Origin of the sequence: Cystobacter fuscus DSM 2262, from assembly GCF_000335475.2 — a bacterium.
In the GTDB taxonomy this organism is placed as follows: domain Bacteria; phylum Myxococcota; class Myxococcia; order Myxococcales; family Myxococcaceae; genus Cystobacter; species Cystobacter fuscus.
The window spans coordinates 70,217-94,435 of the sequence record NZ_ANAH02000026.1; the positions used below are offsets into that span (position 1 = coordinate 70,217).

Consider the following 24,219-nt stretch of genomic DNA (forward strand, 5'->3'; position numbering starts at 1 on the left):
GAGTAACAGGCCGCGGCACTCGCGCTCCGTCTGGGGCGGTGCGACGGGAGAAGTCGGCCCCACTGGTGACTGCAATCCGCGAGTGGGCGCCGGCCCAGCGCTCGCGTCCAGCTCCGACGGACACTGCCACACCTTGATTCGATGCCCGGTGCGATCGCACCGGGGACCAGGGGTGTGTTGGTCCCCGGGTCAGGGGCTGACCCGGGGCCAACGCGTCCCTACTTGTACCGGTAGGCCACGTCCACAGCCTGGCTCGCCAGACGCTCGGCCACCTTGACCGTCAGGACGCGGCTCGCGGCGTCCCAGGTCCAGCTGCCGGCCGGCGCCGCCTTGCCGTCGAGGGTCACCGACCCCGGCTCCCGCGCACCCACGAACCGCACCGTCCACGTGCGCTTCTGCACCTGCCCGGCGAACGACCCGACAGGCCCGTCGACACGGAGCGCCGCGCTTTGGCCGTCCTCGGTGTAGCGGATATCCGTGCGGGTGCTCTGCGTGCGGTCGGAGGTCGTGCCGTCGTCCTCGAAGAGGCTGGCGTGCCCCGTCGCGCCCGCCGCCACCGTGAGCGTGACCGCGTCCAGCGGGTTCTGGACGTCGTTGGTGACGTTCTTGCTGCGCGTGGGCACGATCCCGCCGGACCTGACGAACACCGGCATGGTGTCCAGCCCGGTGGTGATGCTCTGGCTCGTCCCGCCCGCGTACGTCTTGCCGGTGAACCAGTCGGTCCACGAGCTACCCGGCGGGAACCACACCGTGGTCGTGGCGGTGTTGCCGGGCGTGGTCACCGGCGCGACGAGCACGTCCGAGCCGTACAGGTACTCGCTGCCGGCCGTCGCGTACGCGTCCTGCTCGTTCGGGTACGCGAGGTACGTCGGCCGCACCACCGGGACGCCGGTCGCCTCCGCCTCACGCGCCAGCGTGTAGGTGTATGGCACGAGCGCCTCACGCAGGTTGAGGAACTTCTTCGCCGACTCGGCCGCGGCGCCCGGGTACTGCCAGGGCAGCCGGTCGCCGTGGTTGCTGTGCAGGCGATCAATCGGCTGGAAGGTGCCGAACTGGACCCAGCGGGCGTACAGGTCGTCGGGCAGCTTGTCCGTGCGCTGACCGTGGACGACGACCGAGCCGGGGAGGCCCCACAGGCCGCCGTTGTGCCCGCCGATGTCGTGGCTGATCGCCGACAGGCCGGTGGCAACGCCCTCGCCGGAGGTGAAGCCGATCTCGGCCGCGAGGGTCCCCCACGTCGAGGTGGTGTCACCGGTGAAGGGCAGCGTCGTGCGCTTGTCCGCCCACGGCCCGGTCGGCACCGCGGTCGGGTTGCTGTAGCCGCCCGCCTGCAGCGAGCCGAACGCGCGGGAGAACGCGAAGCCGCGGCCGATGCTGGCGTTCGTGTAGTCGGTGTACTGCTGGTTGATCCACGCGTCGCCGGTGACGCCGTCGATGTTGGCCTCGCTGGCGTCGCAGCACCAGTCGAGCCACCAGAAGTCGGTGCCCTGCTGCGTCATCGTGTCGTGCAGGCTGAAGAACGCCTTCAACTGGTCGGGATCGCCGAAGTCGAAGGTGTAGCACTCGGAGGCCTCGCCCGAGCAGCCGCCGGTGTGCCGGGTGAGCTTGCCCTTCGCGGTCGCCTGCGCGGCCGCGAACTTCGGGTCGGTCGGCAGGATGCTGGGATGGATGTTCAGGGTCGTGTGCAGGCCCTGCGCGCGCGCCCAGTCGAAGAACCCCTCGGGGTCGGGGAACTTGCTGGTGTCGATCGCCCAGCCGTTCCAGTAGTTGCCGGCCTTGAAGTTGGTGTCGACGACGAGGACGTCGAGGGGCACGCCCTCCCTGCGGAACGTCGGGATCAGGTCCACCTGGAAGTCGGCCGCGGTGAAGTCGAGGTACTCGGAGAACCAGACGCCGTACGCCCAGCGCGGCAGCAGCTTCGACGGACCCGTGAGCGTCGCGAGGTCACCGAGGGCCCGTGGGTAGTCCTGGCCATAGCCGAAGACATAGCCGTCCTGGTAGCCGCCAGGGTGCGCGGCGCGGGGAGTGAGCTTGCGCGTCGCCGGGTCGTACTCCGCCGAGGCGGTGTCGTCCAGCAGCGACCAGCCGTCCTGGTAGAGAAGCCCCGGGTTGAGGATCGCGCTGCCCTTGTCGCCGTCGAAGGCGTCGAGGCCACGCCGGTAGCCGCCGAGCGCGGCGTGCGGCGCGAGCAGCGGTGCGTCGGTCCTCGTCAGCGCCACGGTGTCGACGTTGATGGCGCACCCGCCGGCCTGCGGGCAGCTCAGGCGCACGTCGCTGGTGCCGCCGGGGAGAGTGACGTTCGTACGCACCGTGCGCCAGCTGTCCCAGTCGCTCGTGGGCGGCAGCGTGAGGGTGGAGGCCGCGCCCGTACCTGCCTGCACGGTCACCGCGCCCGGCGTCTTCAGCCCGCGGGCGTAGCGCAGTTGCAGCGAGTACGTGCCAGCCGCCGGAACGCCGACCGCGCGCACGGTCATCCGCGAGCCGACGACGTCGAACCCCGCCGCGAACCCCTTGCCGCTGTAGCCGTTGTGGTCCTTGGCGGTCCTCGCGCCGCCGGACAGGCCCGCGGACTCCGCCTCACAGATGCCACCGAAGCCGCAGGCACCACCCGCCGTGCCGCCAGGCGCGGGAAGGCCCGTGCCGGCCGGGCCGATGGCCAGGCTGTCGATGTTGGCGTTGCCGGCGTCGGTCGCCTGCCGCACGAGCGTGACGTGGTTGGTGCCGGCCGCGAGGTGCACCCGCGCGGTGACGGGCTTCCAGGTGTCCCAGTTGCCCGTGGGCGGCATGGGGATGGGGGTGCTCGAACCGCCCTCGACCCTCAGCGTCACGCCGGCCTGCGACGCGAAGCCGTTGGCGTAGCGGGCGGTCAGCTCGTAGTCGCCAGCGGCGGGCGCGTCGATGGCGAAGCCAATCGAGTCACCCACGCCCTCGAAGCCCGCGGCGAACCCGTTGCCGGTGTAGTTGAGGTGGTCGGTCGCCAGGTGCATCTGGCCGGTGAGCGCGAGCGCCTCGGCCTCGCAGAGCGCTCCGAAACCGCAGGTCCTCGCCGCCTGCGGGTACGCGTCGCCGGGCTTGAGCAGCGCGAGGCTGTCGATGTTGAGCTGGCCCGTGTCCGACTTGGTGCGCGTCAGGGCAACCACGTGCGGCCCGGCGGTCAGGTCGAGGGGCAGTGCCAGGTGGCCCCAGGAGTCCCAGTTGCCGGTGCGCGGCAGCGAGAACTGGCGCGCCGACCCGCCGTCGACCGTGAGCGTGAGCGTGCGCGGGTCGCCGAGTCCGTTCGCGTAGCGCAGGTCCAGGACGTAGGAGCCGCCCGCCGCGGGCGCGACCTGGAAGGTGACGCGGGTGCCGGTCCCTTCGAAGCCCGCGGCGAAGCCGGTGCCGGTGAAGCCGGTGTGGTCGCGCGCCTCGCTGATGCCTTCGAGCACGAGGCCCTCTGCCTCGCAGAGCACGCCGAGCGCGCAAGTCGGGATGACCCGGCTCGCCCAGGGGCGCGCCTCGACGTCCTGCGCGCCGGCCTTCAGCCGGACGACGAGGTTCTCGTCGGTGAACTGGCCGGAGCCCACCTTGTAGCGCAGCGTCAGCGCGCCGGTGTCGATGACGAGCCAGCCGTCCTCGGTGCGCGTCGTGAAGCTCGTCTTGCCGAAGCCGGCCCGCCCGATGGCGTTGAAGGTTGGGGCGTCGAGGAAGCGGGCGTCACCCGCGTACTCCGTGCGGATGAGCGTGGGGCTGAGCACCTCGAAGCGGGCCTTGCCCGAGGTGACAGCCGTGTTGGTGGCCGGGGGCTGCTGTGGGGAGTCCGGAGGCTGCTGTGGAGCGTCTGAGGGCTGCTGTGGAGCGTCCGGGGGCGTCGAGGGCGCGGTGCAAGCCGCCGAGGCTGACACGATCGCCGCGAGCAGCGCGAACGTACGCGCGCGGCCCCCTCCTCTCCTGAGTACAGCGCGACTTTGCATCGAAAGAGTCCTGCTCATTGTTCGAGCTTCCTTCCCTTCACGAGGGCGTGGCCGAGACGGCTCGCACCGGTGCTTTGCTCAGGGCTCGAACGTGCGCGAGCCTCCGGTGCGCGCTTCCTCGAGCTCAGGGTGGCAGCTCTTCCGGAGGCATCCAAGGATAAACTGCTTACCTGAACATCTCTGGTTTGTTGCTCACTCAACACCGCCTTGGGAGGCTGCTCTCCGCGGTGGCCGTCATTGCCGCCAGCATCGGGGGCTACAGTTGGCTGACCAGGGGCGTCTAGTACTACCCGGTCACTTTCCCTGGGCCGCTGCGGCTATCCGAGGGAGTGTCCTCCTCAAGGGGGTTCGAAGTGACCGAGTCGTACTAGGTCCACCGACTCCGGTAGCCCACATCCGCCACCTTCGCGTCCTCCGCCAGCCCGGGCGCCTTCACCACCTCGTCCGGCTTCTGCCACGCCTCGCGCCCCGGCTCCTCGAAGTGCCTAGCCCACTCCTCCGCGTTCTCGAAGAGATGCGGCATCGCCCCATGGTGCGCGGCCGGTTCATGGTGCGAGGTAGCTGATGTCTCCGTGGCCCGGTGCGCACACGCCGCGACGAGCAGGAACATCAGGGGAATGAGTGAGGGGGGGAATGATTCGAGGGCATGACAGTCTCCAGAGCTCCGAGCGGACGTCATAGCCCATTCGCCAAGCGTCACCCCTGACGACCTGATGCCATTCCGCTGCTCGGCCTCCACGGATTACTCAACGCATCTTTGGGTATGGGCGTCACGATCAGACTCTGGCTCACGATCCTCACTCCGGCTATAGTCTCGTGAACCGAAGGATGCAGTGATGGTCGTGTGATTGCGCAAGCGTTTGTCCACGAGGGGGATGAATGGGTGTAGCCATAGTTGTTTTCACCTGGATGGTGGTGTCGGGAACTCCGGTCAACCTGAATTGCGAGGAGCCTCTCGTCGAGGCGACAACCGGGGGTAACCCACGATGGAAGATCCATCTGGATGGAACCGCCGAGGTCGATCCAGGCGGGGAGCCCTTGATTGTATTCGATGACCTCGGAGCGGAGCCGCTCAGCGTGAGCGTCGAGGCTGCGGGTGGGCGTCAGGTGCTGTGCGGCAGACCCGAGTCCGGGAAGCCTTACGGCTTGAATCTAAAGAAAGATGACCACTCGCCGCAGACCCTGCTCACGGTCCGCTTCCTCGGGGAGGCGAGGACCTCCGAAGAAAAGGATCTCTTGGCCATGCAGGCCACCACTCTAAGGTTGGCTCACCTGCCGCGAACCGTCCTCATCGAAGCATACGCCTTGGATACCAAACTCGGATTGAGCGGGCTCAGCAAAAAAGTGAAGGAGTACAAGAATAACGTCCAGGTCAGTCCCCCAAAGGATCTCGTGAGAGAGGTCGAGACCGCTTTGACGGACGCGAAAGCGCGTGAATCCTGCGGCTCCAGCGTCCAGGGTTCTCCAACCCATGCACAGTGTCAGCGCGCGCAGGCCGTGAACGGAGCATTGAGCAGCCTGATGCAGGATCTTGAGTCGACCCCCCGCCCCACCACCCGCCTCGACATAGAAAGAGCAGAGTCCAGGATTGAACTTGCACTCCAGAAGCTGGAGACGGTGCTCGAATTCAAGCCGGAGGAGATTCAATCGTACTGTGAGCAAGTGGCCCCGGCCCTTCTCTGGTTCGACAATCCCGCCCACGCCGTACTCAACGTCGTCCAGGTTCCTTTCGGGGGGCTTGGCACGACAGTGCACCGCATTGGCTGGGGCCGAGGAAAGCACCCCATCAAGAACCAAACGCCGGGGAGCGCCGTCTCGTTCATCATCTCGAACGTGCCGCATGGCACCGACATCTCGGTCGAGGCCAGGGAGCGTACGGGCCAGAAAAAGGACGTTGCCGAGCTTCTCTCGGGATTCGCAGCAGTCGTGCTGCGGGCACTTCCATCGGCTACTCATCTCATCGTGGGTCATGAAGGTACCAAATACCTACCCCCTGCGATTGCCTCTACGGCCTGCCCCAAGGTCGATCCCAAACCTCCTCCCAACTTCGCCCCGCTCGAGCCCCGCTCAAGCCGCGCGTACGTTCTGGCGGAGATGCCAGAGGCAACCGTAGACATCCTCTTCTGCGAAGGAAAGACGTGTCCCAAGGACACCAGCACCGTGACCCGCGCTGAAGTCAAACCCACGGTGAGCCCTTCCTGGACCCTCCTCGCCGAAGTCGGCCTGAATGGAGCCATCCCGACTGCGGATCCCGGCTGGGCGATGGGGGCCCCCCGGTTCGAGTCGACCGGCGGAGCCGCCGGTCCCGAGACCCTCTTCGAGCTGCGGTACCCATTGGATGTCCGGCGTCTCGTCACCGCATCGCTGCTCTTCGGCTGGCGGTTCCACGACGACAAGTGCTTCTTGGGCTTCGGCCCGACACTGCTCGTCGGCTCCGGAGGCGGCGCGCTGACCCAGTTGAACCTCCGCGCGGGCAACCGCATTTCGAAGGGGCTCTATTTCACGTATGGCGTGGGGGTCCGGTTCGTACCGGTTGCGACGGACTTCAGGCCGGGTGACCTCCTTGCCGTAACCGGGACCGGAAGCACCGCCAAGGCGCCGGAGAGCTTTCGAACGGATCATACCGGCATGCTGGTCGTGACCGGAGGCTTGAGCTTCGATCTCGCGGTGCTCGGAACAGCAGCCGATTCACTGGTGGCTTCCATGGGGACAAAGAACTGATGCGCGCATTCGTGATGCTCGGCCTCTCAGGCCTCCTGACCCTGAGCTGTGTTCCTGACGCGCGGAGGACGCTCTCCCCCGTGGTCGACATCCGCCCCATGGATGGAGTGGAGAGCCTGCCCTGGGTCTCGGGAGGGAAATTCACGGTCAAGGTCAATGTTCCCGCGCTCCCGGACAAGAGCGGGCGCCTCTGTGGCCCCTTGAGTGCGCGTGCGGAGATCACCACGCCCACCCTGGATTCCACCGCGGTGACGAGTTCGAACTTCTCCCTCAAGCAGGAGGGAGACTGCGGTGCGTACCAGGGGCTCACGGAACTCGCGTGGCCAGCAGGCGGAGCCTTCCAGGTCCGTGTCACCGTCGCGGGCGAGGAACAGGTGCACGAGCTGCGCATGGACGAGCCGCTGGTCAGGGTCGTGCCCGGGCTCCAAACACGGGAAGGCGCCCGGCTCAAGGTCCCCCTGTGCATCGTCAGTTCCGCTTCACGCGGAACGGTGACCCTCACCGTGGAAGGCGGGACGCTCGAAGACGGTCAGGCGGTAGGCCGCGTCAACCTGGGGTCAATGGACTGCGGCGCTCCAATGGACAGTCCGAGGGCCCGATGGGCGAGCGCCGCGCTCTTCACCACGTCCGAGCGTGTCACCATCCGAGCGGACCTCGAAGGGCGCGCGAACGATGTGCGCTCGGTCGAACTGGCCCAGGATCTCCAGTCGCTCGACCTGAGGGTGGAGCCAGAGCCGAGCACCTTGCCTCCACCGGGTTCTGTCTTCGCGGTCACCATCATCGCCACTCTCAACGGAGATGCAGCGGATGGCGTGCCCGTACGGCTCGAGACGACGCCAGCGGCCGAGATCCTCCCGGCGACGGGGATCACAGGAGAACAAGGCACCTTCGTGGCACACATCACGGTCCCCGAAGGCGCCAGGTCGATGCGGATCGACGCCATCAGCGGGTCGCTCCGCCGCGGTGAATTCGTTCCCCCCTCACCCTGAAAAGGCCTGACCATGAAGTTCACCAGTGCCCACGCGTTGAAGGCAGAGCTGTCATCGGAGCTGGACAGGATGGGGGCGGGGCAACTCACCCCCCTGGCCTCGATGATGTCCACCGCGATGGGCGAAAACACCAAGGCGCTGGAGCCCCGCCATCTCGTACCGCAAGGCGTGGCGGTCGGAATCGCGGTAGGCCAGGGGAATGACGACTACCAGCTCGCGCTGAGGCTGCAGACCTTGAGCCCCGCCGACACTGCCTTCGCGAGCTATGCCAAGGAGTTGGCTCGGCACGAGGCCGACGTTCGATACATTGGACCGATCATCATCGTTCCAGAGACGGGAACGGGAGTGCAACCGTATTGCGGCGAAGTTCGTCCGGTCAGGCCAGGCTATTCCGTAGGCCATCCCACCGTCGGCGTGGGCACGATTGGCGTCATGGTGAAGAACAACAGGGGCCAGGAGGGGCTGCTCTCCAACAACCACATCCTCGCCGCTGCGGGTGACGCGATGAGGCGAGACCACATCTTCCAGCCGGGGGTGACAGATGGAGGCAAACGGCCCATGGCCATCATCGCAAGCTTCGAGGGTAGTATCGACCTCGACCGCCAGGGCATCAACGTCGTGGACGCTGCCTATGCACTGCTCGATCACGACATCGAAGTGGATCCGACCTACGACGGAAGGCCCATGCGTGGCGTCCTCGGCACCAGGGACATCGTAAAGAGACTCGACGTCTGGAAAATCGGCCGGAGCACGGGAAAGACCCATGGCAAGGTATCCGTCGTGGACTGCGATAATCTCATGGTCCGGATCAGAGGTCGTGTCTACCAATTCAACGACCAGATAGAGATCGAGAGTGATTCGCTCTTCTCTCTCGGCGGTGATTCCGGTTCCGCAATACTCAGTGACCGCGATGAGGGAGTGGGGTTGCTGTTCGCGGGTCCAGAGAGCGGCAGATTGAACGGGAAGTACCTCGCTTACGCCAACCCGATGGAGACAGTGCTCAAGCTGCTTCACCTCGAGCCCATGTGACGAGGTCAGCCCTGGCCCTGGAAGGGTGTCAGACGATTTGTAGGAGACGAGGCGTCAGAACGAAGAACGAATCCTCTGACACCTTCCCCGCGGCTCCTTGCCGGCTCCTTGCTGGCCGCTGCCTGGGGCGCCTCGTTCTCCCCCTCCCCACCTGCTTGGGGAGCAGCGGCCCTTCTCGGCCCCTCGCTCCAGCCCAATTCCTCCACATGGCTTTTCTCCCGCCTATACGCCACTCGCTTCCTCAGTTCGATGGGGTACGCCTCTGCCATGGCTGCGTCAGATCAAGACCCCATCGGTCTGGCAAACAGTATCGACGCACCCGAGAACTGGGGTTAAGTCAACTCTTCCGCCTAGAAAAAGCGGCTGTAAAGACAGCGGTTCGGCGTTGCATTCAATACACTACCGGTGGTCGCATTGCCTATAATGGCATTGGCTACTTCCCAACCGGAAGCAGTCGGGTGTTGCTGCAAATACATTGCGGCAGTGCCAGCAACAAAGGGCGCCGCCTGAGAAGTGCCACTCTTGAAGTCAATGTCAGAATTGCTCTCCATTCCAGCGGCCCCGATTTGCGACCCAGGAGCAAACAAGTCCACGCACGCTCCCTGGTTCGAAAAAGAAGTCCGCAGATCATAACCATAACTAGAACTACCACCAGTTATCGCACCAACCGTTATGGCAGCTCCAACTCGCGCGGGAGAGAATGCGCATGCATCTGAGTTATTATTACCTGCAGCGACCGTCACGGTCAACCCAGCATTGACAAGGGCGGACACGGCGCTATCCAACGTATCGTTTGCAGGTCCGCCAAGGCTCAGGTTCACAACAGCAGGCCGCACATGATTCATAAGCACCCAGTCCAAGCCCGCAATAATGTCTGACACAAAAAGTTCATCGGAGCATGCGCCAACACGCACAGGATGCAAGAGGACATCCTTAGCAACTCCGGCGCTTCGTCCACCGACGATTCCAGCAACGTGCGTTCCGTGGCCATTGCAATCGCCTACATCAGTACCAAATATGCTAAACCCCTCACGAACGCGTCCAGCAAACTCTTGATGGGCTGTATTCATGCCGGTGTCGACTATATACGCATGCACGCCAGCCCCGGTCCTATTCCAGCCATACATGCCATTCACCTTAGGAGAGCGCTGGTCGATACGATCCAAGCCCCACAAGGTCGTATATTGCATCCCGTCAACGCTTGCGATCTCGTCTTCTACAACGCGTTCCACCAGCGGGTCTTCAAGGAGCCCACGGGCCTTGTCTTCTGACATCCTCACCGCAATTCCATTGAGCGTTGCCTGATAGACATGCCGCAGAGTCAGTCCTTTCTGCGCTGCGTACTCAGCACTAGCGCGCGGCATTCTCTGACGAAACACAACGATGTATTGACCTGCGACGGGACGCGCTGCTCGAATGAGTCCGCGCGGCAGAACGAGATTGGCTCTCTCCATCTCTTTCTCAGTTTGGTCCTCTTCTACCCCACAAGAACTCATCGCCGAAAGAAGCAGAATCACACTCAACATTCGAGAATGGGTCATGTTTAGCACGCTCCGTACTGAGGGAATCCAAATCGCACAAACAACAAAACTCATACTAAGCCATCCTGGCCAAATCCGTTCAGGAGTGGCAGTGCCAAAACCCGATTTCTCGGCCTCGGCGGTTGTCAACTCTGACAGAGCTTACTTCGGCTGGCTTAGGTCGCGACACTAGCGGCCAACGAATGAAAGTGCAATGCTCTCCGTTAACGCCCGTTCTGCACCTACATGCCACACCTCAAGCAAGCGAACACCTCCAGCACGAACGTCCTGCAGGAGCCCCGCCCAGTCCAATCGTGGTGTGCGCTCCTTCTTCGGCTCATCCACGGTTGCGGGAAAGGACGGGCTCTCCTCCTCCGGCTGCGTATAGGCGGGTTGCGTCCTAAATCGCCGCCCAATCGTAATTCGCGAAGCACAGCTTCTGCGGTGTCCCCTCTGTCTGCTCGATGAACCGCGTGGGTGGGCTGCTGGGGCCGGCGTGTGCCTGAAGAGGGCTGCAGCGCCTGTCCACCCGCCCGGCGCACAGCCCTGGCGGCCCCCCCTCCGCTCCACCCCCCACCCTCTACACGGCCCCCAACGTCAGAACGGAATTCCGTCGTCGTCCTGCGCGTCGTCCTGCGGCGATTCGGGCTCGGAAGGAGGAAAAGCGTTGAGGAAGTCGGGGTTGGCTACAAGCCAGTCGCGGGCAGCATCCGTCAGGCGGTAGCCCCACAGGCGTCCTTCTTCATCCACGTTGTCTTCTAGAAAATGGCGGCGTTGCAGACCGATGAGCCCTATGTTGAAGGTGCCGCGCTCGCGCTTCGGCATTCCATTGAGAATCTCGTGTTCACGGAAGACGTTGTTGGTTTCTTGGATTATCATCGCCATCACGTTCACTTCCGCTTGACTCAATCCTTCTACCGCATTGTGTCCTGCGGACCACTCGGCCCTACGCTGCTTCTTTAGCTGGCGCTGTACGTCCAGGAGCGCCTCAACGAGTTCATCCATCGACTGGAAGCGCTCATTTACTGCCACCGCCGTCATCTTTGCCACGAGGCTTTCCCAGATGCGCGGCACCTGGGGACGCTCCCTGGACACAGGGTGTTTACCCGTCGTGATGAAGGCGACGGTCTGACCCAAACTGTACATGTCGGAGTGATGAGTGGCGCTGTGAGAACCCAGAGCTAGGACCTCGGGTGCCATGTACCCAGGGGTCCCCATAGCGCCCCGAGTTTTCGGCTCGCTCGACGTTCCCTGTGGCTTCCTCACGAATCCGAAATCACTCACGACCCAACGTTTGCCGATACGAAGAATATTATTCGGCGATACATCTCGATGAACCCGCCCGGCGATGTGGACTGCGGCCAAGCCCTGCGCGGCTTGAGCCACCGCTTCGATTCGCTCCTCGTCGCACAGTTCAGGTGCGAGCTTCGTCAGGTTTCCGTCCGCGAGGGGCATGGTGTACCAGCAGTCCCCGGCGTCGAGAATCTCAATGACGTTCTGGTGACGCAGCTCTCGGAGCGTCGCGACCTCGCGTCTGAACCGCCGAAGTTCCTCGCCGGACTCGTTCGACACCTTCAACGCAACAAGCTCGCCGGAGCGTTTGTCGAGCGCCCTGAAGACCTCGGCGCAGCCCCCTCGCCCGAGAGAGTCGAGCTTCTTGAACGTCTCTTCCCAGCCGAAGTCCGGCTGAGGATCCGCACCGAGATGCTGCGAGGTCAGTGGAATGCTGGCGCTCTTAGATTGGCGGTCCATCAGGAGATCAATTGTCTGCACCTACGGAAAGTCAAGAAACCGTTCGCGCTCCGTCTCAGCGGGCTTCAAGCGCACGACGAAAGCACGCAGCGCCTCGGGGAACGACAGTGACCTACTTCTACGGACCATCTCCCAACATGTGGTCAAACATACCCCCCCTCGGGGACGGGAACCTGTCACGACGGTGAACGGCGCGGTCTTAAAAGCGGTGCTTCGCCTCTTACGACTGGCATGCGCTGTTGCCTGCGAACCACGCGCGGGAAGCGCACGCATTTACATTTAAGGGTTTGTCGGCGGTCGCACGCTCGCGTCGCTGACACAAACCCAAACAGAGGAAGCAAGCAACGTGAACAGCGCACTCAACAAGATCGCGACGGCTCCGGTTGCGGCCGACGGGCGCTACCCGAAGTTCGATCACTACCTGCTCGAGGTGCTCGTCAATCGCACGAAGGAGGGCTTCAAGGGGGACAGCTCTATCGCCGAGCTGCTCGTGCGCGAGTGCGAGCCGCTAAGCCAGGGCGAGACGGCCAGCCGTCCGGGCGAGACGGTCGATTACGTGGAGAACCTCACCGACCAGAAGAAGGGCGGCGGCGGCCGGTTCAAGTCCTACCTGATGACGCCCGTGGGCGCGGAGGAGCACGAGTTCGCAAATGCGTATAGGCGGGATGGGGGCCGTGTGGAGGGAGGGGGATGGAGCGGAGGGGGTCCGCCAGGGCTGTGCGTCGGGCCGGTGGACAGGCGCTGCAGCCCTCTTCAGGCACACGCCGGCCCCAGCGGTCCACCCAGCAGGGGGGGGCGGCAAGGAGCGTGGGATCATGAGGCAGCGTGACGGCTTGGGGCTCCACACCCTGCGCGCTGGGCGAGCCCCTGCGCTTTAGCCTCAGCGGCGCTGGGAACCCGCCCCACGCGCCTGTTCGAACCAGCGGCGCCAGGCCGCCGTGTCCGCGCCGAAGTCCTGCCCCGCCAGCTGCGCGAGCACCTTGCGCGCGGGCTCGTGGTCCATCCCCGAGCGCATGCCCGCCATCTCCACCAGCACCTCGCCCGCCTTGTCGAGGATCTGCCGCCGGTGGACGCTGCCCTCCACCTCCATGATGTGCACCAGCGTCCAGCCGGCCTTGTTGCGATCGGACGCCAGCGGGAACCAGAGCGCCTCGAGCACGGGCTCGAGCGGAACGAGGCCGGGCTTCTTCGAGCGCTCCACCGCCGTCCCGAGCCGGCGCAGCGCTTCGTTGCGCACCCCCTCGTTCGAGTCACGCACCGACGGCAGGAGGGCCTTCACCAGCTGCTCGGGCGAGGACAGGTACGTCAGCAGCATGAGCGCGTTCATGCGCTTGCCGCCGTCCTTGTCCTCACGCAGCACGCGCACGAGCGCGTCCGCGCTGCGGGGCACCCCCTCGATGAACCGCTGCTCCAGGGGCGCGAGCTCGGGGTGCTCGAAGCCTCCGTAGCACCCCAGGGGCGCGCGGCACGTGCCCAGGCCCCACTCGGGCACCGCGCCCTCGTTGCGCAGCTTCCAGAACGTCTTGAGGTAGTCCGACCAGGCCGCGAGCAGTCCCTCGGGATCGGCCACCTCCCCCGTCGGCTCGGGGTGGAAGCGCATGCGCCACTCGTCCCCGGTGTCCACCAGGTCCACCGTCACACCCATCGTGTGATCCTGGTTCTGGCCCACCGACATCCGGATGAACGCGAAGGCTCCCAGGTCGGTGAGCCGCTTCTTGCTCTCGATGAGGTTGGCAACGAACTCCTTCTGCCGCGGCTCGTTCTTCGTGTCGAGCCGCGTGCCAGGCGCCGGCAACGTGAGCAGCCCGAGCAGCTTCTCCCTGGCAACCTTGCGCGAGCCGAAGACCTCCACGCCCTGGAACACATAGATGGAGTCCTGCACCCGTGGCGCCTCCGCCTTCGCGGGCGCGGCGGGCTGCTGGGTGGTGGCGGGCGGCTCGGCCTGGCGGGTGGTGGTGATGCAGCCGGCGAGCAGGGCGAGGCCCATGACGAAACGTTTCATGATGAGGAGGTCCCCCTTGGTGCCTGGGCGCGGGCACAGGCCTCGCGACTGTAGTGGCACGTGCACGGGCTGGCGAGGCAAGGCCTTGGAACCTCCACGTCCATGAGGCTCTCCCTGCACTCCGCTTCCAAGTTTCGCGTGTGGCCGCTCGTCGCGGCGCTGCTCTCCACCGGGGTGTCGGCCCCGGTGTACGCCTCCGAGCCGAAGAAGCCCACTCCCGCGCCCTCCCCTGCTCCGGCTCCTGCGCAGACCTCGCCCGCCGTCCCCACCGCCCCGGAGGCGAAGCCCGAGGACGTAGGTACTGACCTTGGACTGGCGCCTCACACCTCGACGAAGCGCGTGCCGGTGAGGCCCTCCGCCTCCATGGCCTGCTTGAGGTCCTCGGAGATGATGAGGCCCAGGGAGAAGCCCCAGGTGCGGAAGATGCGCGCATCCCCCACCTTCAACGGGTCGATGCGCATGCCCGCGACGACCCGATACCTGCCCACCTTCTCAGGCTGACCATCCTCTGGCTTCCAGTACTGCACTTCCTCGCATCGGGTGTCGTCGATGCAACGGAGGGTGCGCAGTGTGTTGAGGATGAAAAAGGGTCCCATGTGGCCCTCGATTCGTGCGGGTAGGAATTGCACCTCTTGGATGCCCAGGCGCTCGAAGAGCTGGACCATGCGACCATGGACCACGGGGGTGCCGAAGGCGTCCACGGTGAAGTCCAGCGTCAGCCCATCAGGATTCACGGGGAACCGGATGGTTCCCTGGGGCTCGAGCCATTGGCTCTTGGTGAACCGCCAGGGGTTGATTTTCTGACCCTGCTCATCGAGAGGATGGCGTAGGTGCCAGCGTCCCTCGATGCGCATGTCGTCCTCCAGCGCGAAGTACCTGAGCATGCTTTACTCTTCGTCCTCAGTCCGGAGACTTCGTCGCCAGCCGGTGAAGGAGTGAGCCCGCCGTGCATACCTCTTCAGCAACTTTCCGGAGCGCTTGTTGCAGCGCGCTCTTGCATTGAGAGGTGGTTCCACAGTCTTCAGTCGCAAGGCTGAGCCTCCTGAATACCTCTTTATGGTACTCCTCTGGATGCGGACCTTTGTGGCCCTTGAGGTAGACGAGATTCTCCGCTGCGTCCAGGCTCATTCCCGCCAACGCGAAGAGATCTTCGAACCTGGGAGTCCAGGGCCCACCAGAGACCGTCGAGACTTCATTTTTGTTCGTGGCGAGGTGGTGCCAGTGATAGCCACCCTTGCCCTCGGAGCCGTCGGTGCAGGCACCGCCCACCGCGGCGGCCGCCGTGCCCGCCGCCACTCCCGTCACGACGATGGAGCCATCCGCCACCATCCGCACCGTCGTCGCGCCTTCCGTCGACATGCCTCCGGGCAACGCGAACCGGGGAGCACGCAGCAACGCCCCGAGTCCTCCTGTAGGCACCTCGGGTAGACCCCTGGCCACTCCCATGCTGGCCACCAGCATGAGCACTCGCAGCCCCGTGCCTCCCACCGCCTTGCCGAAGCGTTCCGATACCGCCTCCAGTTCCTGCACCGTTCTCGCCGCTTGTGCCTCCCGGTACAGTTGCACGCAGGCCCAGGCCACCCGGGAAAGTTCCAGGACCCCCACTGCCAGTGCCAACCGGAGCGTCAGTGTCGCCGCGAAGGCTTTGGTGAACAGCGGCTCGGGCAGCAGCCATGCCGAGAAGTACACCAATACCGAGAGTGCCACGCTGGAGAGGAAGATGGGTGAGCTGAATAGTTCCCGCGCGGCCTCACGCACGCCCGCGCCCATGTAGCGAGGAGAGAGCTTCAGGGCCAGGAAAAGGGGGCTCGTCTCCAGCGATTCGGGCAGGGGAAGCAGCGGCGGGCCGTACCGCGACACGAACTCCTCCCTCAGCCGTAGTTCCCACTCCGCTGGCCCCGGCTCCGTGGAGGTCCGCACGAGCCGGAACCGGCGTCCCTCCTTCCTCGGGAAGGATTCACGAAAGGCCGCGAGCACAGCCCGCCCATCCGCCACCCGTAGTTGCTCCAGTGCCGGGTCCAGTGCCACCGGCTCGAAATGGAGCTTCAGCGCGCCTTGGGGTAATACGCTCGTCCGCACCACCTTCGGTTGCACTGGAGTTCTCGAGGAAATTTCCTCCGGGGACGTGGCACACGAAATAGTCAGAGCGAGCCACAGGGCCACGACCGCGCGCTGCCAGGAGCGGGTTCTCATGCGCCGACATCATGCATGGCCCAGGGGCCTCAAGCGATCACGTGCCGAAGAGCCGTCTCCCGCGTCACCTGGACCCGGGAAGATACGTGGAGCAGGGGCTCGCCCGGCTCGTGGCCTGGTACCGGAGCCTCAAGGGCTGAGCCCGGTGGCAGAGGTGACCTCCTCCGCCGCCGGAGCGGCCTTGCCTACCAGCGGCCCTGGACGCGCTACCACGGGAGACACCGTCCACAACTGTTCCGGGAGCCATCGCCGCGAACGGAGTTCACCCATCGGCGGCACGATCAAAGACACGTGCCAGGCAGGCCCTCGGCTCCAGCCCTCACGCATGCGCCTCGGCATGGCGCAGCAGCTCGTCCACGGAGCCCACCAGCACCCGGTTGTCTCCTACGGCCGTGGCCACCACCGGTGCGCTCGTGGCCGCCGTGAGGAGCGTTACCTCGGGCCCTCCCTCTGGCAGAGTCAGGGAGGCGCTGATCTTGTCGTGCAGATGAGGGCGGAAGTGGAGCGCGCTCCAGCTCCGGCCGACGAGGCTGCCGTCGGGCAGGAACACCGCTTCGTGTTCCCACCAGGACGTCAGAAGGGGCGTCGGGCCCTGGCTGTTCTCGAGCACCACGAAGCCGGTTGCCCCGACTCCTCCGCTGCTGTCCCTCCACGGGTTTGGAGCGACCGCCAGGTGCCCGGCCGGGCTGAACGATACCGAGCCTGAGTAGTGCAGCGTTCCCACGAAACGTTGCTGCAGGAGGGTGCCCGTCGCCACCTCCACCACGGCGAAGAAGGCGCCCTCCGTGGTATGCCCATCGACGTTGAGTGCCGCCAGGGTCCGACCGTCCGGAGCGAACGCCAGGGAGCAGTTGCCTTGGGTCTTGTCCTGAGACAGCAGCTCGACAGGGGTTGCACCCGGGGCGAGCACGACCACGCGGGTGCCAGCAGAAGTGCTCTTTGTTCCCAGCCCCACGGCGATGTGGCCGCCGTGTGCGGTCACTGCCAGGGCGATGACGGGCTGCTCCCACTGCACGCGCTGCACATCCGCTCCAGCGGGGAAGGCCCAGCGCCGGAGTGTCCCGTCCCGCCCGCCGATGAGCAGGTGCTCCCCCTCGGGCGTGAAGCACAGCGCCTCGACCGGGCCCACGTCGGCGCGAACCGCCAGTGGGGTCCCCTGCTGCGCGTTCCACAACCGGAGTCCGTCCATCCCCCCTGTCGCCAGGAGCGTGCCGTCCGCGCTCAAAGCAAGACAGCGAGCCTCGTGATGGTCCACCAGGTGCATGAAGTTCTTCATCCGCGCTCCCAGAGCCACCCGCGCCATGGAGGGACGAAAAGTATACCGCGAGGTCGATGGGGCAGGCGCACCTTCATGGCTCGCGAGGCTGGATGAGCCTCCAGGCGAGGGGCATCCACAGGCCGGCGAGGGTTGCCTTGAGCAACCCACCGGGGAGGAAAGGCAGCAAGCCCTTGCGCAGGGCCGTGGCGAGGTCGAGCGGGGCCGCCACACAGAGCCAGGGCACGCCGATGGCCAGGATGACGAGCTGGCCAGCGAGGAAGAGCGGGACCGCCTTCCATGCCACCCTGTCCAAGCCGTGCCGCGCCGCGAGGCCCACGAGGAAGGCCGCGGGGATGAAGCCCACCAGGTAGCCGCCGGTCGGCCCGAGCACCTGTGCCCAGCCGCTGGCCCCCTTGGAATAGAACGGCAGTCCCACCGCCCCGAGCAGGACGTAGGCGAGCTGCCCGGCCATGCCACGCACGGGCCCGAGCGCGGCGGCCATGAGGACGACCGCGAGCGTCTGGCCCGTGATCGGCACCGGGGAGCCCGGCACCTCGATGGCGACCTGCGCGAGCAACGCGGTGAACAGCGCGGCGCCAAGCACGAGCGCCCCATCATGGACGCGCGTGCGTGCGAAGACGTCGGCCAGGACGCGAGGCGGTGGAGAACCAGAGGGGCGTGGAGACACGAACCGATGCTCAGCGAAGAGGAGCTCCGATGCAAGACGTCAGCGAGCCCGGGGAACGTGAGCCGCTCCAGGCCCTGCCTGTCGTTGGCATGCAGGGTTCGATCCTTCAGCCGGTCGATGGCTTGCCGGTGTAAACCGCCAGTTGAGCGTCGAAGGCTCGCTTGTAGGCGGGCCGCGCTTCGCCGCGGGCGACATGAGCGGCCAGGTTCGGGTATTCGTCCAGAATGCCCGATGATTTCAGCCTGAGCAGCACCGACACCATCATCAGGTCGCCCGCGCTGAACGCACCATCGAGCCAATCGGCATCGCCCAGACGATCGGAAAGTTGTTTCAACCGGTTTCGGACACGCTCCTCGACCAGAGGCAGGCGCTCCGCATGCCAGGGCTTGTCGCCCTCCAGCAGCCTGGCGGTTTCGAGTTCAAGGATCGGCGGCTCCACCGTGTTGAGCGCGGCAAACATCCAGGTGATCGCGCGCGCCCGCGCGTTGGCATCCTTCGGCAGCAGACCCGCATGGCGCTGGGCGATGTGGAACACGATCGCCCCTGTCTCGAACAGGGCGAGCTCGCCTTCCTCATAGGTCGGAATCTGGCCGAACGGATGAAGCGCCAGATGCGCGGGTTCCTTCATCGCACGAAACGAAACAAGGCGAACCTGGTAGGGTTGGCCCACTTCCTCGAGCGCCCAGCGAACGCGCGTATCACGCGCCAGTCCCTTGCCGCCATCGGGTGAGCGTTCAAAGGCGGTAATGGTGATGGTCATCGAGAGGCTCCTCCTTGGCGAGAATCATCGGCTGCGTGGTGTTGAAGCTCAAGACCCCCAAGAACCCCAGCGTGGCGTCAGGACGGGGTACAGCGAACCGTTACGTGACAAACATCGTAATCCTCATTACCTTGAGAAGACCTGAAGACAAGGGAGGGGCTCGAGGATGTTCCAGCGTGCATGGATGAATGAAAGGCGGAAACGACGGACCATGGGAATCGTCGCCTTGGGGGCGCTCCTGGTTGTCGGCGGGGCGTCCATGGGGGATGCCTCGGCAACGACTTCAACGACGACCGCCCCATCCGCACCGTCGACGACCACGGCATCCAGTTCCGGGAACACGTTTCCTGATCGTTGGAGTGTCGGTGCGCCGGGGGTCGGAACGTACAGCCAAACCGACGCCCATCTTCCGGTGCCGGCCGGCTACACGGAGATCTCACCACCCAACGGCGAATACGACCTCTATGACTGCGGATCCGTTGTACTCGACCACGTCTACATCCGCGGATTCATCTACCTCGGAACGAACTGCTCGGGCACGGTGACGATCAAGAACTCGATCATCGCGCCTCCCGCGGGTACCAACCAACGGAGCATCCTCAACAACTCGAACGGTGGACTCACGCTCAACATCATGGACACCACCATTCGTCCGGAACCCGTGCCGTTCGGCGGAACCAACGCCGCCCTCACGGATCACGCCACGAACGGATGCGCTCCGAACTGCTACATCAACATGAACCGTGTGGACGTGGCGAACAGTGGTGGCATGTGTCTCTGCGGGGAGAACACCATCATTGAGAACAGCTGGTTGCACGACAACTACATCGCTCACCTGGCCGATCCATCGGAGGCTCACACGGGTGGTGTGTTCCCGTACGGCGGTAGCGGTCCGGTCACTATTCGGAACAACCGTCTTGAGCCGGGCTTCAATGCCGGGACCGGGCAACCCGTGAACAACTACTGGCAGGCGATCACCGCGGTGCTGTTCACGCAGGGAACCGGTGGCACGGTGTTGCGCAACTACGTCGCCGAGGGCAACTTCATCTCTCTCGGGGCATTCGACGTGGGGGTCGAGAACGGTGAAGGCCTCGTCTTTCGCAACAACGTGTTCGGTCCGAACCACTGGGGAGAGACCACGACGTGTAGCACGAGCTGCGGCGTCACCTACGCCGACTGGTCGGGCAACGTCAAGGGAGATATCAACGGCGTGAAGACTTCCGTGGTGGTGCCGCACCCGTAAGGCTTGAGAACGGCGTATGCGTATAGGATGTCCTCAGCAGCTTCCTGAACGTCTTCAGGTAGTCCGGCCAGGCCACGAGCAGTCCCTCGGGATCGGCCACTTCCCCCGCTGCATGAGGGCATCAGCGCCACGGATGAAGGCGGGAGACTTCGCCCTTCCCCGGGAGGCGCCACTACGGCAGGGCCGAGGGAACGTCTGGTGTACAGACCGTGGGGCCATCCGGAGGGCCCGTGCATTTGAATCCCTCGTCACACTCCGCGCGGCCATCGGGTGAACACCGCGCGAGGCATTGGTTGTCTTCACAGACACTGCCCTCGGGGCACGGAGGCGTTCCCTCGAGACCACAGGTCTGGGTGCACTGCATCCACACCTCCCGCGCGGGTTGAGGATAGGCACTCACCGAGCAGTACTGGCCGGGACCACAGGGCTCGGATTGACAGTTCCCTCCGTGGACCTTCGCGCAGATGGAACGCTGACCTCCCACGCCAATGCACCACTGCCCCTCGGGGCAGGCGCGTCCCTCGCAGGTAGGCTGGCAGGCCGCGCCCGCGCGGGCCTCTTCACAGAAGAACCCCTCGGGACAGGTGGACGGGTCGCCCGGCGTGCAAGGACGGCCACACCGTTCATGGCAGAGGAGTCCTCGCTCGCAGCCATACTCTGGATCCCGAGTCCAGGCGCGACACACCTCCCCTTCTTGCCTGAGGCCCACCGCCGAGCAGGCCCGGATCAACTCCTGCCGTTGGCGCACCGGATATGTCTGGCAGGAGAAGCCCTCCGGACAATGCTTGTCGGTTACGCAGCGGCTGTCCACGCAGTATCGGGACTCCAGCGTCGGGGTGGAGAAGCAGCGCAGTCGGGGATCGCAATCGCCGTGGGTGCGGCACTCGCGGCCATAGGTCAGGGTGCCTTCCCGCTCCTCGGGCGGGAGCATGGGAACGAGCGCGAGCGTGGGAGTTCTTGACGCGCGCGAGGAATGGCTTCCGGGCAGCGAAGAGAAAAGCCACAGCAGAGGCAACGGCAGGAGGATGCCACCGAGGACCACGAGCCATGTCCTGAGCCGTCCATCCTCTCGCACGTCAGGGCCCACACTCGGGATGGCAGACGTCCGGCGTCTTCTCCCGCCATCCGGCCTCGACATCCTTCGCCAATGCTCTGTCGATGCGGCCGCCCTTCCTCCACGTCTCGGGGCCTGCCGTACAGAGAGCGACAAGAACCAGGAACGTCACTGAACGCCTCATGTGTTCGAGCCTACCTGTTTTTTCCGCCCTGGGTGGGCCGCTTGGGCCCGCGTGTGCCCAGACGGGCTGCACGGCCCTTGGGAAATCCAACTGTCGTACTAGACGCGCGAGCGGAGGGGGATGTAGCGGAGCGGCAGCGCGATGGGGCCCCGTGTCGTGAGCGCGCATTGGTATTGAAGGTCGTCCGAGACACGTTCGACCCGCTGGAAGCGCGCGAGCAGCGTCTCGAGAACGAGCCGACTCTCCATGCGAGCGAGCATCGCGCCGACGCAGAAATGAGCGCCCTGGCCAAAAGCCAGGACGCCCTGCGTGTTGCGCTTCAGATCGAACCGATCCGGATCCGGGAACTTCCGCTCGTCCCGATTGGCCGAGCCCAGCATCGGGAACACCAGCGCGCCCGCGGGCAGGGTCACGCCCGCGAGCGTGGTCTCGGCGGACGTGAGCCGGGGAATGCCCTGGCCGGGACTCTCGTAGCGGAGCATCTCCTCGATGAACGGCGGAATCAGGGAGGGCTCGGCTTGCAAGCGCTCCATCATCTCGGGATGCGCGGCGAGGAAGACGAGCGAGTTGCCGAGGAGATTCGTCGTGGATTCCAGTCCGGCGATCAGCAGCAGGATGAGGAAGTCGGTGATCTCGGCGTCCGACAACCGTTGTCCCTCCACCTCCGCGCGGAGCAATTCGCTCACCGTGTCGTCCGTCGGCGTCCGACGCCGCGCCTCGATCACCTCTCGCACATACCCGGTCACCTTCGCGACGGTGCCCCGGACCCGCTCGGCGACCTCGGGGCTCGGAGGCGTGGGGGTGACCGAGATCAAGTCATCCGACCACTGCTTGAAATAGGGAAGGAGCTCCTCATCGAGCCCGAGGATGTTGCTGATGGCGGACGCGGGCAGCGGCAGCGCCATTTTCTGAACGAAGTCAGCGCCCTCCACGAGCCCGTCCGCGAGCTTTTCGGCGGTGGCGCGCACGCGCGGTTCCATCCTGGCGATGGCGTCAGGTCCGAAGGCGCGGAAGACAAGGCCGCGCAGGCGTGTGTGCTGCGGCGGATCCGTGGCAATCATTGAATTGGCGATGGGATTGTAGCCGACCCAGGGCGGCTGCCACGCCGCCTTGAAGCCCCCCGAGGAGAAGAGGGAGTGATTCTTGAGCACGTAGAGCACGTCTTCGTAGCGAGTCACTGCCCAGATTCCATTGGGCTCGACCTGGCAGACCGGGCTCCGGCGCCGGAGCTCCGCGTAATGTGGATAGGGATTCGCCAGGAACTCGGGATCCAACAGGTTGATGGAATGAGTCACGGTCTCTCCTTCGGGGGTGCGGTTTGCGAGCGCCCCCCAGACTCTAGGTGGAATGGGGACCCTGGTTGAAGGGGCGTGGCGTCCTCCAGCCAGGGTAGAGCTCGCCCCGGAGTTTGTCCGCGCGCGAGGGCACTGGCGATGCCTTCCGCCGCCCCCCCGGGCCGCCTCTGCCCGGGAGGAGCAGGCCCCGTGTGTCATCTGTTCAACCGTGTGTTACCTCGATGGCGATTGGCGTTTTTGTCACTTACGGAGCGTGCGGGTCCGTTATAACTTGGCTCTCCACCTTTGCGGGAGTTCCCATCATGCCATCTCTTCGTACATCATTGCTCTCCCTCGCCTTCCTCGCCGCCTGCGGCGACGCGACGAGCGCCGACCCTCGCGACCTGGATTCCGACAGCCCGGAGAGCCTCCCCGAGGCGATCGCCGCGGGCTTCTCCATCACCGAGGTCGCGGATTTCAATTCGCCCTGGGCGATGACCTTCCTGCCGGACGGCCGGATGCTGGTAACCGAGAAGGCGGGAACGCTCCACCTCGTCTCGGCGGACGGAACGCAGCGCAAGACCGTCACCGGCACGCTCCCCGTGTCCAGCGCGGGTCAGGGCGGACTGCTGGACGTGGTGATCCATCCCCAGTTCGCGCAGAACCGGCTCGTCTACTTCAGCTACTCCGAGTCGCGCTCAACCGGCAAGGGCGTGGCGCTCGCGCGGGGCACCTTCACCGACGGCACCTCGCCCTCGCTGGCCAACGTGCAGGTCATCTTCCGGGCCACGCCGTATGTGAGCGGAGATGGCCACTTCTCCGGCCGCATCGCCTTCTCTTCCGACGGCAAGCTGTTCTTCACCAACGGAGATCGGCAGAAGTTCGATCCCGCCCAGGACCCCACCGCCACGCTCGGCAAGGTGCTGCGCCTCAATGACGATGGCACCCCCGCCGCGGGCAACCCGCTGGCCGCCCGGGGCTTCCACCCCGCCGTCTGGTCCTATGGCCACCGCAACCTGCTCGGCCTCGCCTTCGACGCGAGCGGCAACCTGTGGGAGCAGGAGATGGGTCCCCAGGGCGGCGACGAGGTGAACCTCATCCAGCCCGGCCTCAACTACGGCTGGCCCAACGCCTCCAACGGCAGCCACTACGACGGCCGTGACATCCCCGACCACCGCGCGGGCGACGGCTACGAGGCTCCCAAGGTGTGGTGGAACCCCGTCATCTCGCCCGGCGGCTTGATGGTCTACTCGGGCAAGCTCTGGCCGGAGTGGAAGGGCGACCTGTTCATCGGCGGCCTGTCCAGCCAGTCGCTGGTGCGCGTCGACCTGAACGGCACCGCGGCGGCCAAGGGTAACCAGTGGAGCATGAACAGCCGCATCCGCGAGGTCGAGGAGGGTCCGGACGGCAGCATCTGGCTGCTCCAGGACGGCCAGAGCGGCTCCCAGGGCAAGCTCCTGCGGCTGCGTCCCGCCCCCTGAGCCACCCGCGCTCCGCGGCGGAGGGCGGGGCTCGACTCGCACCTGGGTGATGGCCTCACCTGGGTGCGGAGTTCGGGACTGCACCCTCCGGCAATGTTAAGTTCATCACATGCCCCCTCCA

The 24,219-nt window shown here is 65.4% G+C and carries 17 protein-coding genes; 6 read left to right on the forward strand and 11 right to left on the reverse strand.

The genetic code is table 11. The features are described 5' to 3' along the window. Positions 1-218: 218 nt before the first annotated feature. Together D187_RS33765 and D187_RS55675 are read right to left on the reverse strand one after the other, a co-directional pair. Positions 219-3,950, reverse strand: coding sequence for a TIM-barrel domain-containing protein (locus tag D187_RS33765; RefSeq protein WP_051256662.1), 3,732 nt, complete (start codon positions 3,948-3,950; stop codon positions 219-221). A gap of 367 nt (positions 3,951-4,317) precedes the next feature. Next, positions 4,318-4,473, reverse strand: a complete 156-nt coding sequence (locus D187_RS55675) for a hypothetical protein (RefSeq protein WP_002624245.1) — start codon at positions 4,471-4,473, stop codon at positions 4,318-4,320. 356 nt (positions 4,474-4,829) lie between these two features. Here D187_RS55675 and D187_RS33775 point away from each other — a divergent pair, with 356 nt between their 5' ends. The 3 genes from D187_RS33775 to D187_RS33785 all read left to right on the forward strand — a co-directional run bounded on the left by D187_RS33775 (position 4,830) and on the right by D187_RS33785 (position 8,689). Then, positions 4,830-6,671, forward strand: a complete 1,842-nt coding sequence (locus D187_RS33775; protein WP_002624246.1) for a hypothetical protein — start codon at positions 4,830-4,832, stop codon at positions 6,669-6,671. Between the two features lie 80 nt (positions 6,672-6,751). Further along, positions 6,752-7,660, forward strand: coding sequence for a hypothetical protein (locus D187_RS33780; RefSeq protein ID WP_002624247.1), 909 nt, complete (start codon positions 6,752-6,754; stop codon positions 7,658-7,660). 12 nt (positions 7,661-7,672) lie between these two features. Beyond that, the gene (locus D187_RS33785; protein WP_002624248.1) at positions 7,673-8,689 is read left to right on the forward strand and encodes a chymotrypsin family serine protease; all 1,017 of its coding nucleotides are present in this window, start codon (positions 7,673-7,675) and stop codon (positions 8,687-8,689) included. 350 nt (positions 8,690-9,039) lie between these two features. On the opposite strand, the gene D187_RS52955 is transcribed toward D187_RS33785, so the two are convergent. Further along, positions 9,040-10,284, reverse strand: a complete 1,245-nt coding sequence (locus D187_RS52955; protein ID WP_081713965.1) for a S8 family peptidase — start codon at positions 10,282-10,284, stop codon at positions 9,040-9,042. A gap of 522 nt (positions 10,285-10,806) precedes the next feature. Next, the gene (locus tag D187_RS33790) at positions 10,807-11,961 is read right to left on the reverse strand and encodes a serine/threonine protein kinase (RefSeq protein WP_155893778.1); all 1,155 of its coding nucleotides are present in this window, start codon (positions 11,959-11,961) and stop codon (positions 10,807-10,809) included. A 346-nt stretch (positions 11,962-12,307) separates the two neighbouring features. On the opposite strand from D187_RS33790, the gene D187_RS58315 reads away from it, so the two are divergent. After that, on the forward strand, positions 12,308-12,790 hold the full coding sequence (locus D187_RS58315; RefSeq protein ID WP_002624250.1) for a hypothetical protein: 483 nt from the start codon (positions 12,308-12,310) through the stop codon (positions 12,788-12,790). Positions 12,791-12,841: 51 nt separating this feature from the next. On the opposite strand, the gene D187_RS33800 is transcribed toward D187_RS58315, so the two are convergent. The 6 genes from D187_RS33800 to D187_RS33825 form a co-directional block, all read right to left on the reverse strand. Beyond that, positions 12,842-13,963 (reverse strand): HEAT repeat domain-containing protein, encoded by a 1,122-nt coding sequence (locus D187_RS33800; protein WP_155893779.1) that lies wholly within the window; start codon positions 13,961-13,963, stop codon positions 12,842-12,844. Between the two features lie 320 nt (positions 13,964-14,283). Further along, positions 14,284-14,847, reverse strand: coding sequence for an imm11 family protein (locus tag D187_RS33805; RefSeq protein ID WP_002624252.1), 564 nt, complete (start codon positions 14,845-14,847; stop codon positions 14,284-14,286). 16 nt (positions 14,848-14,863) lie between these two features. After that, positions 14,864-16,156, reverse strand: a complete 1,293-nt coding sequence (locus tag D187_RS33810; protein WP_002624253.1) for an AHH domain-containing protein — start codon at positions 16,154-16,156, stop codon at positions 14,864-14,866. Positions 16,157-16,475: 319 nt separating this feature from the next. Further along, on the reverse strand, positions 16,476-17,432 hold the full coding sequence (locus D187_RS33815; RefSeq protein ID WP_002624255.1) for a WD40 repeat domain-containing protein: 957 nt from the start codon (positions 17,430-17,432) through the stop codon (positions 16,476-16,478). A 73-nt stretch (positions 17,433-17,505) separates the two neighbouring features. Beyond that, the gene (locus tag D187_RS33820) at positions 17,506-18,102 is read right to left on the reverse strand and encodes a biotin transporter BioY (RefSeq protein WP_020918460.1); all 597 of its coding nucleotides are present in this window, start codon (positions 18,100-18,102) and stop codon (positions 17,506-17,508) included. 106 nt (positions 18,103-18,208) lie between these two features. After that, entirely contained in the window at positions 18,209-18,862 is a 654-nt protein-coding gene (locus D187_RS33825) for a glutathione S-transferase family protein (RefSeq protein WP_002624257.1), read from the reverse strand. Positions 18,863-19,073: 211 nt separating this feature from the next. Here D187_RS33825 and D187_RS33835 point away from each other — a divergent pair, with 211 nt between their 5' ends. Continuing rightward, a complete protein-coding gene (locus D187_RS33835) occupies positions 19,074-20,105 on the forward strand; it encodes a hypothetical protein (protein WP_155893781.1) in 1,032 nt (343 codons plus the stop codon). Positions 20,106-21,441: 1,336 nt separating this feature from the next. Here the strand turns inward: D187_RS33835 and D187_RS33840 are convergent. Then, positions 21,442-22,638 carry a cytochrome P450 gene (locus tag D187_RS33840; RefSeq protein WP_002624261.1) on the reverse strand — a complete coding sequence of 399 codons (1,197 nt, stop codon included), beginning with the start codon at positions 22,636-22,638 and terminating at the stop codon, positions 21,442-21,444. 302 nt (positions 22,639-22,940) lie between these two features. Here D187_RS33840 and D187_RS33845 point away from each other — a divergent pair, with 302 nt between their 5' ends. Then, a complete protein-coding gene (locus D187_RS33845; protein ID WP_002624262.1) occupies positions 22,941-24,098 on the forward strand; it encodes a PQQ-dependent sugar dehydrogenase in 1,158 nt (385 codons plus the stop codon). Positions 24,099-24,219 lie beyond the last annotated feature (121 nt).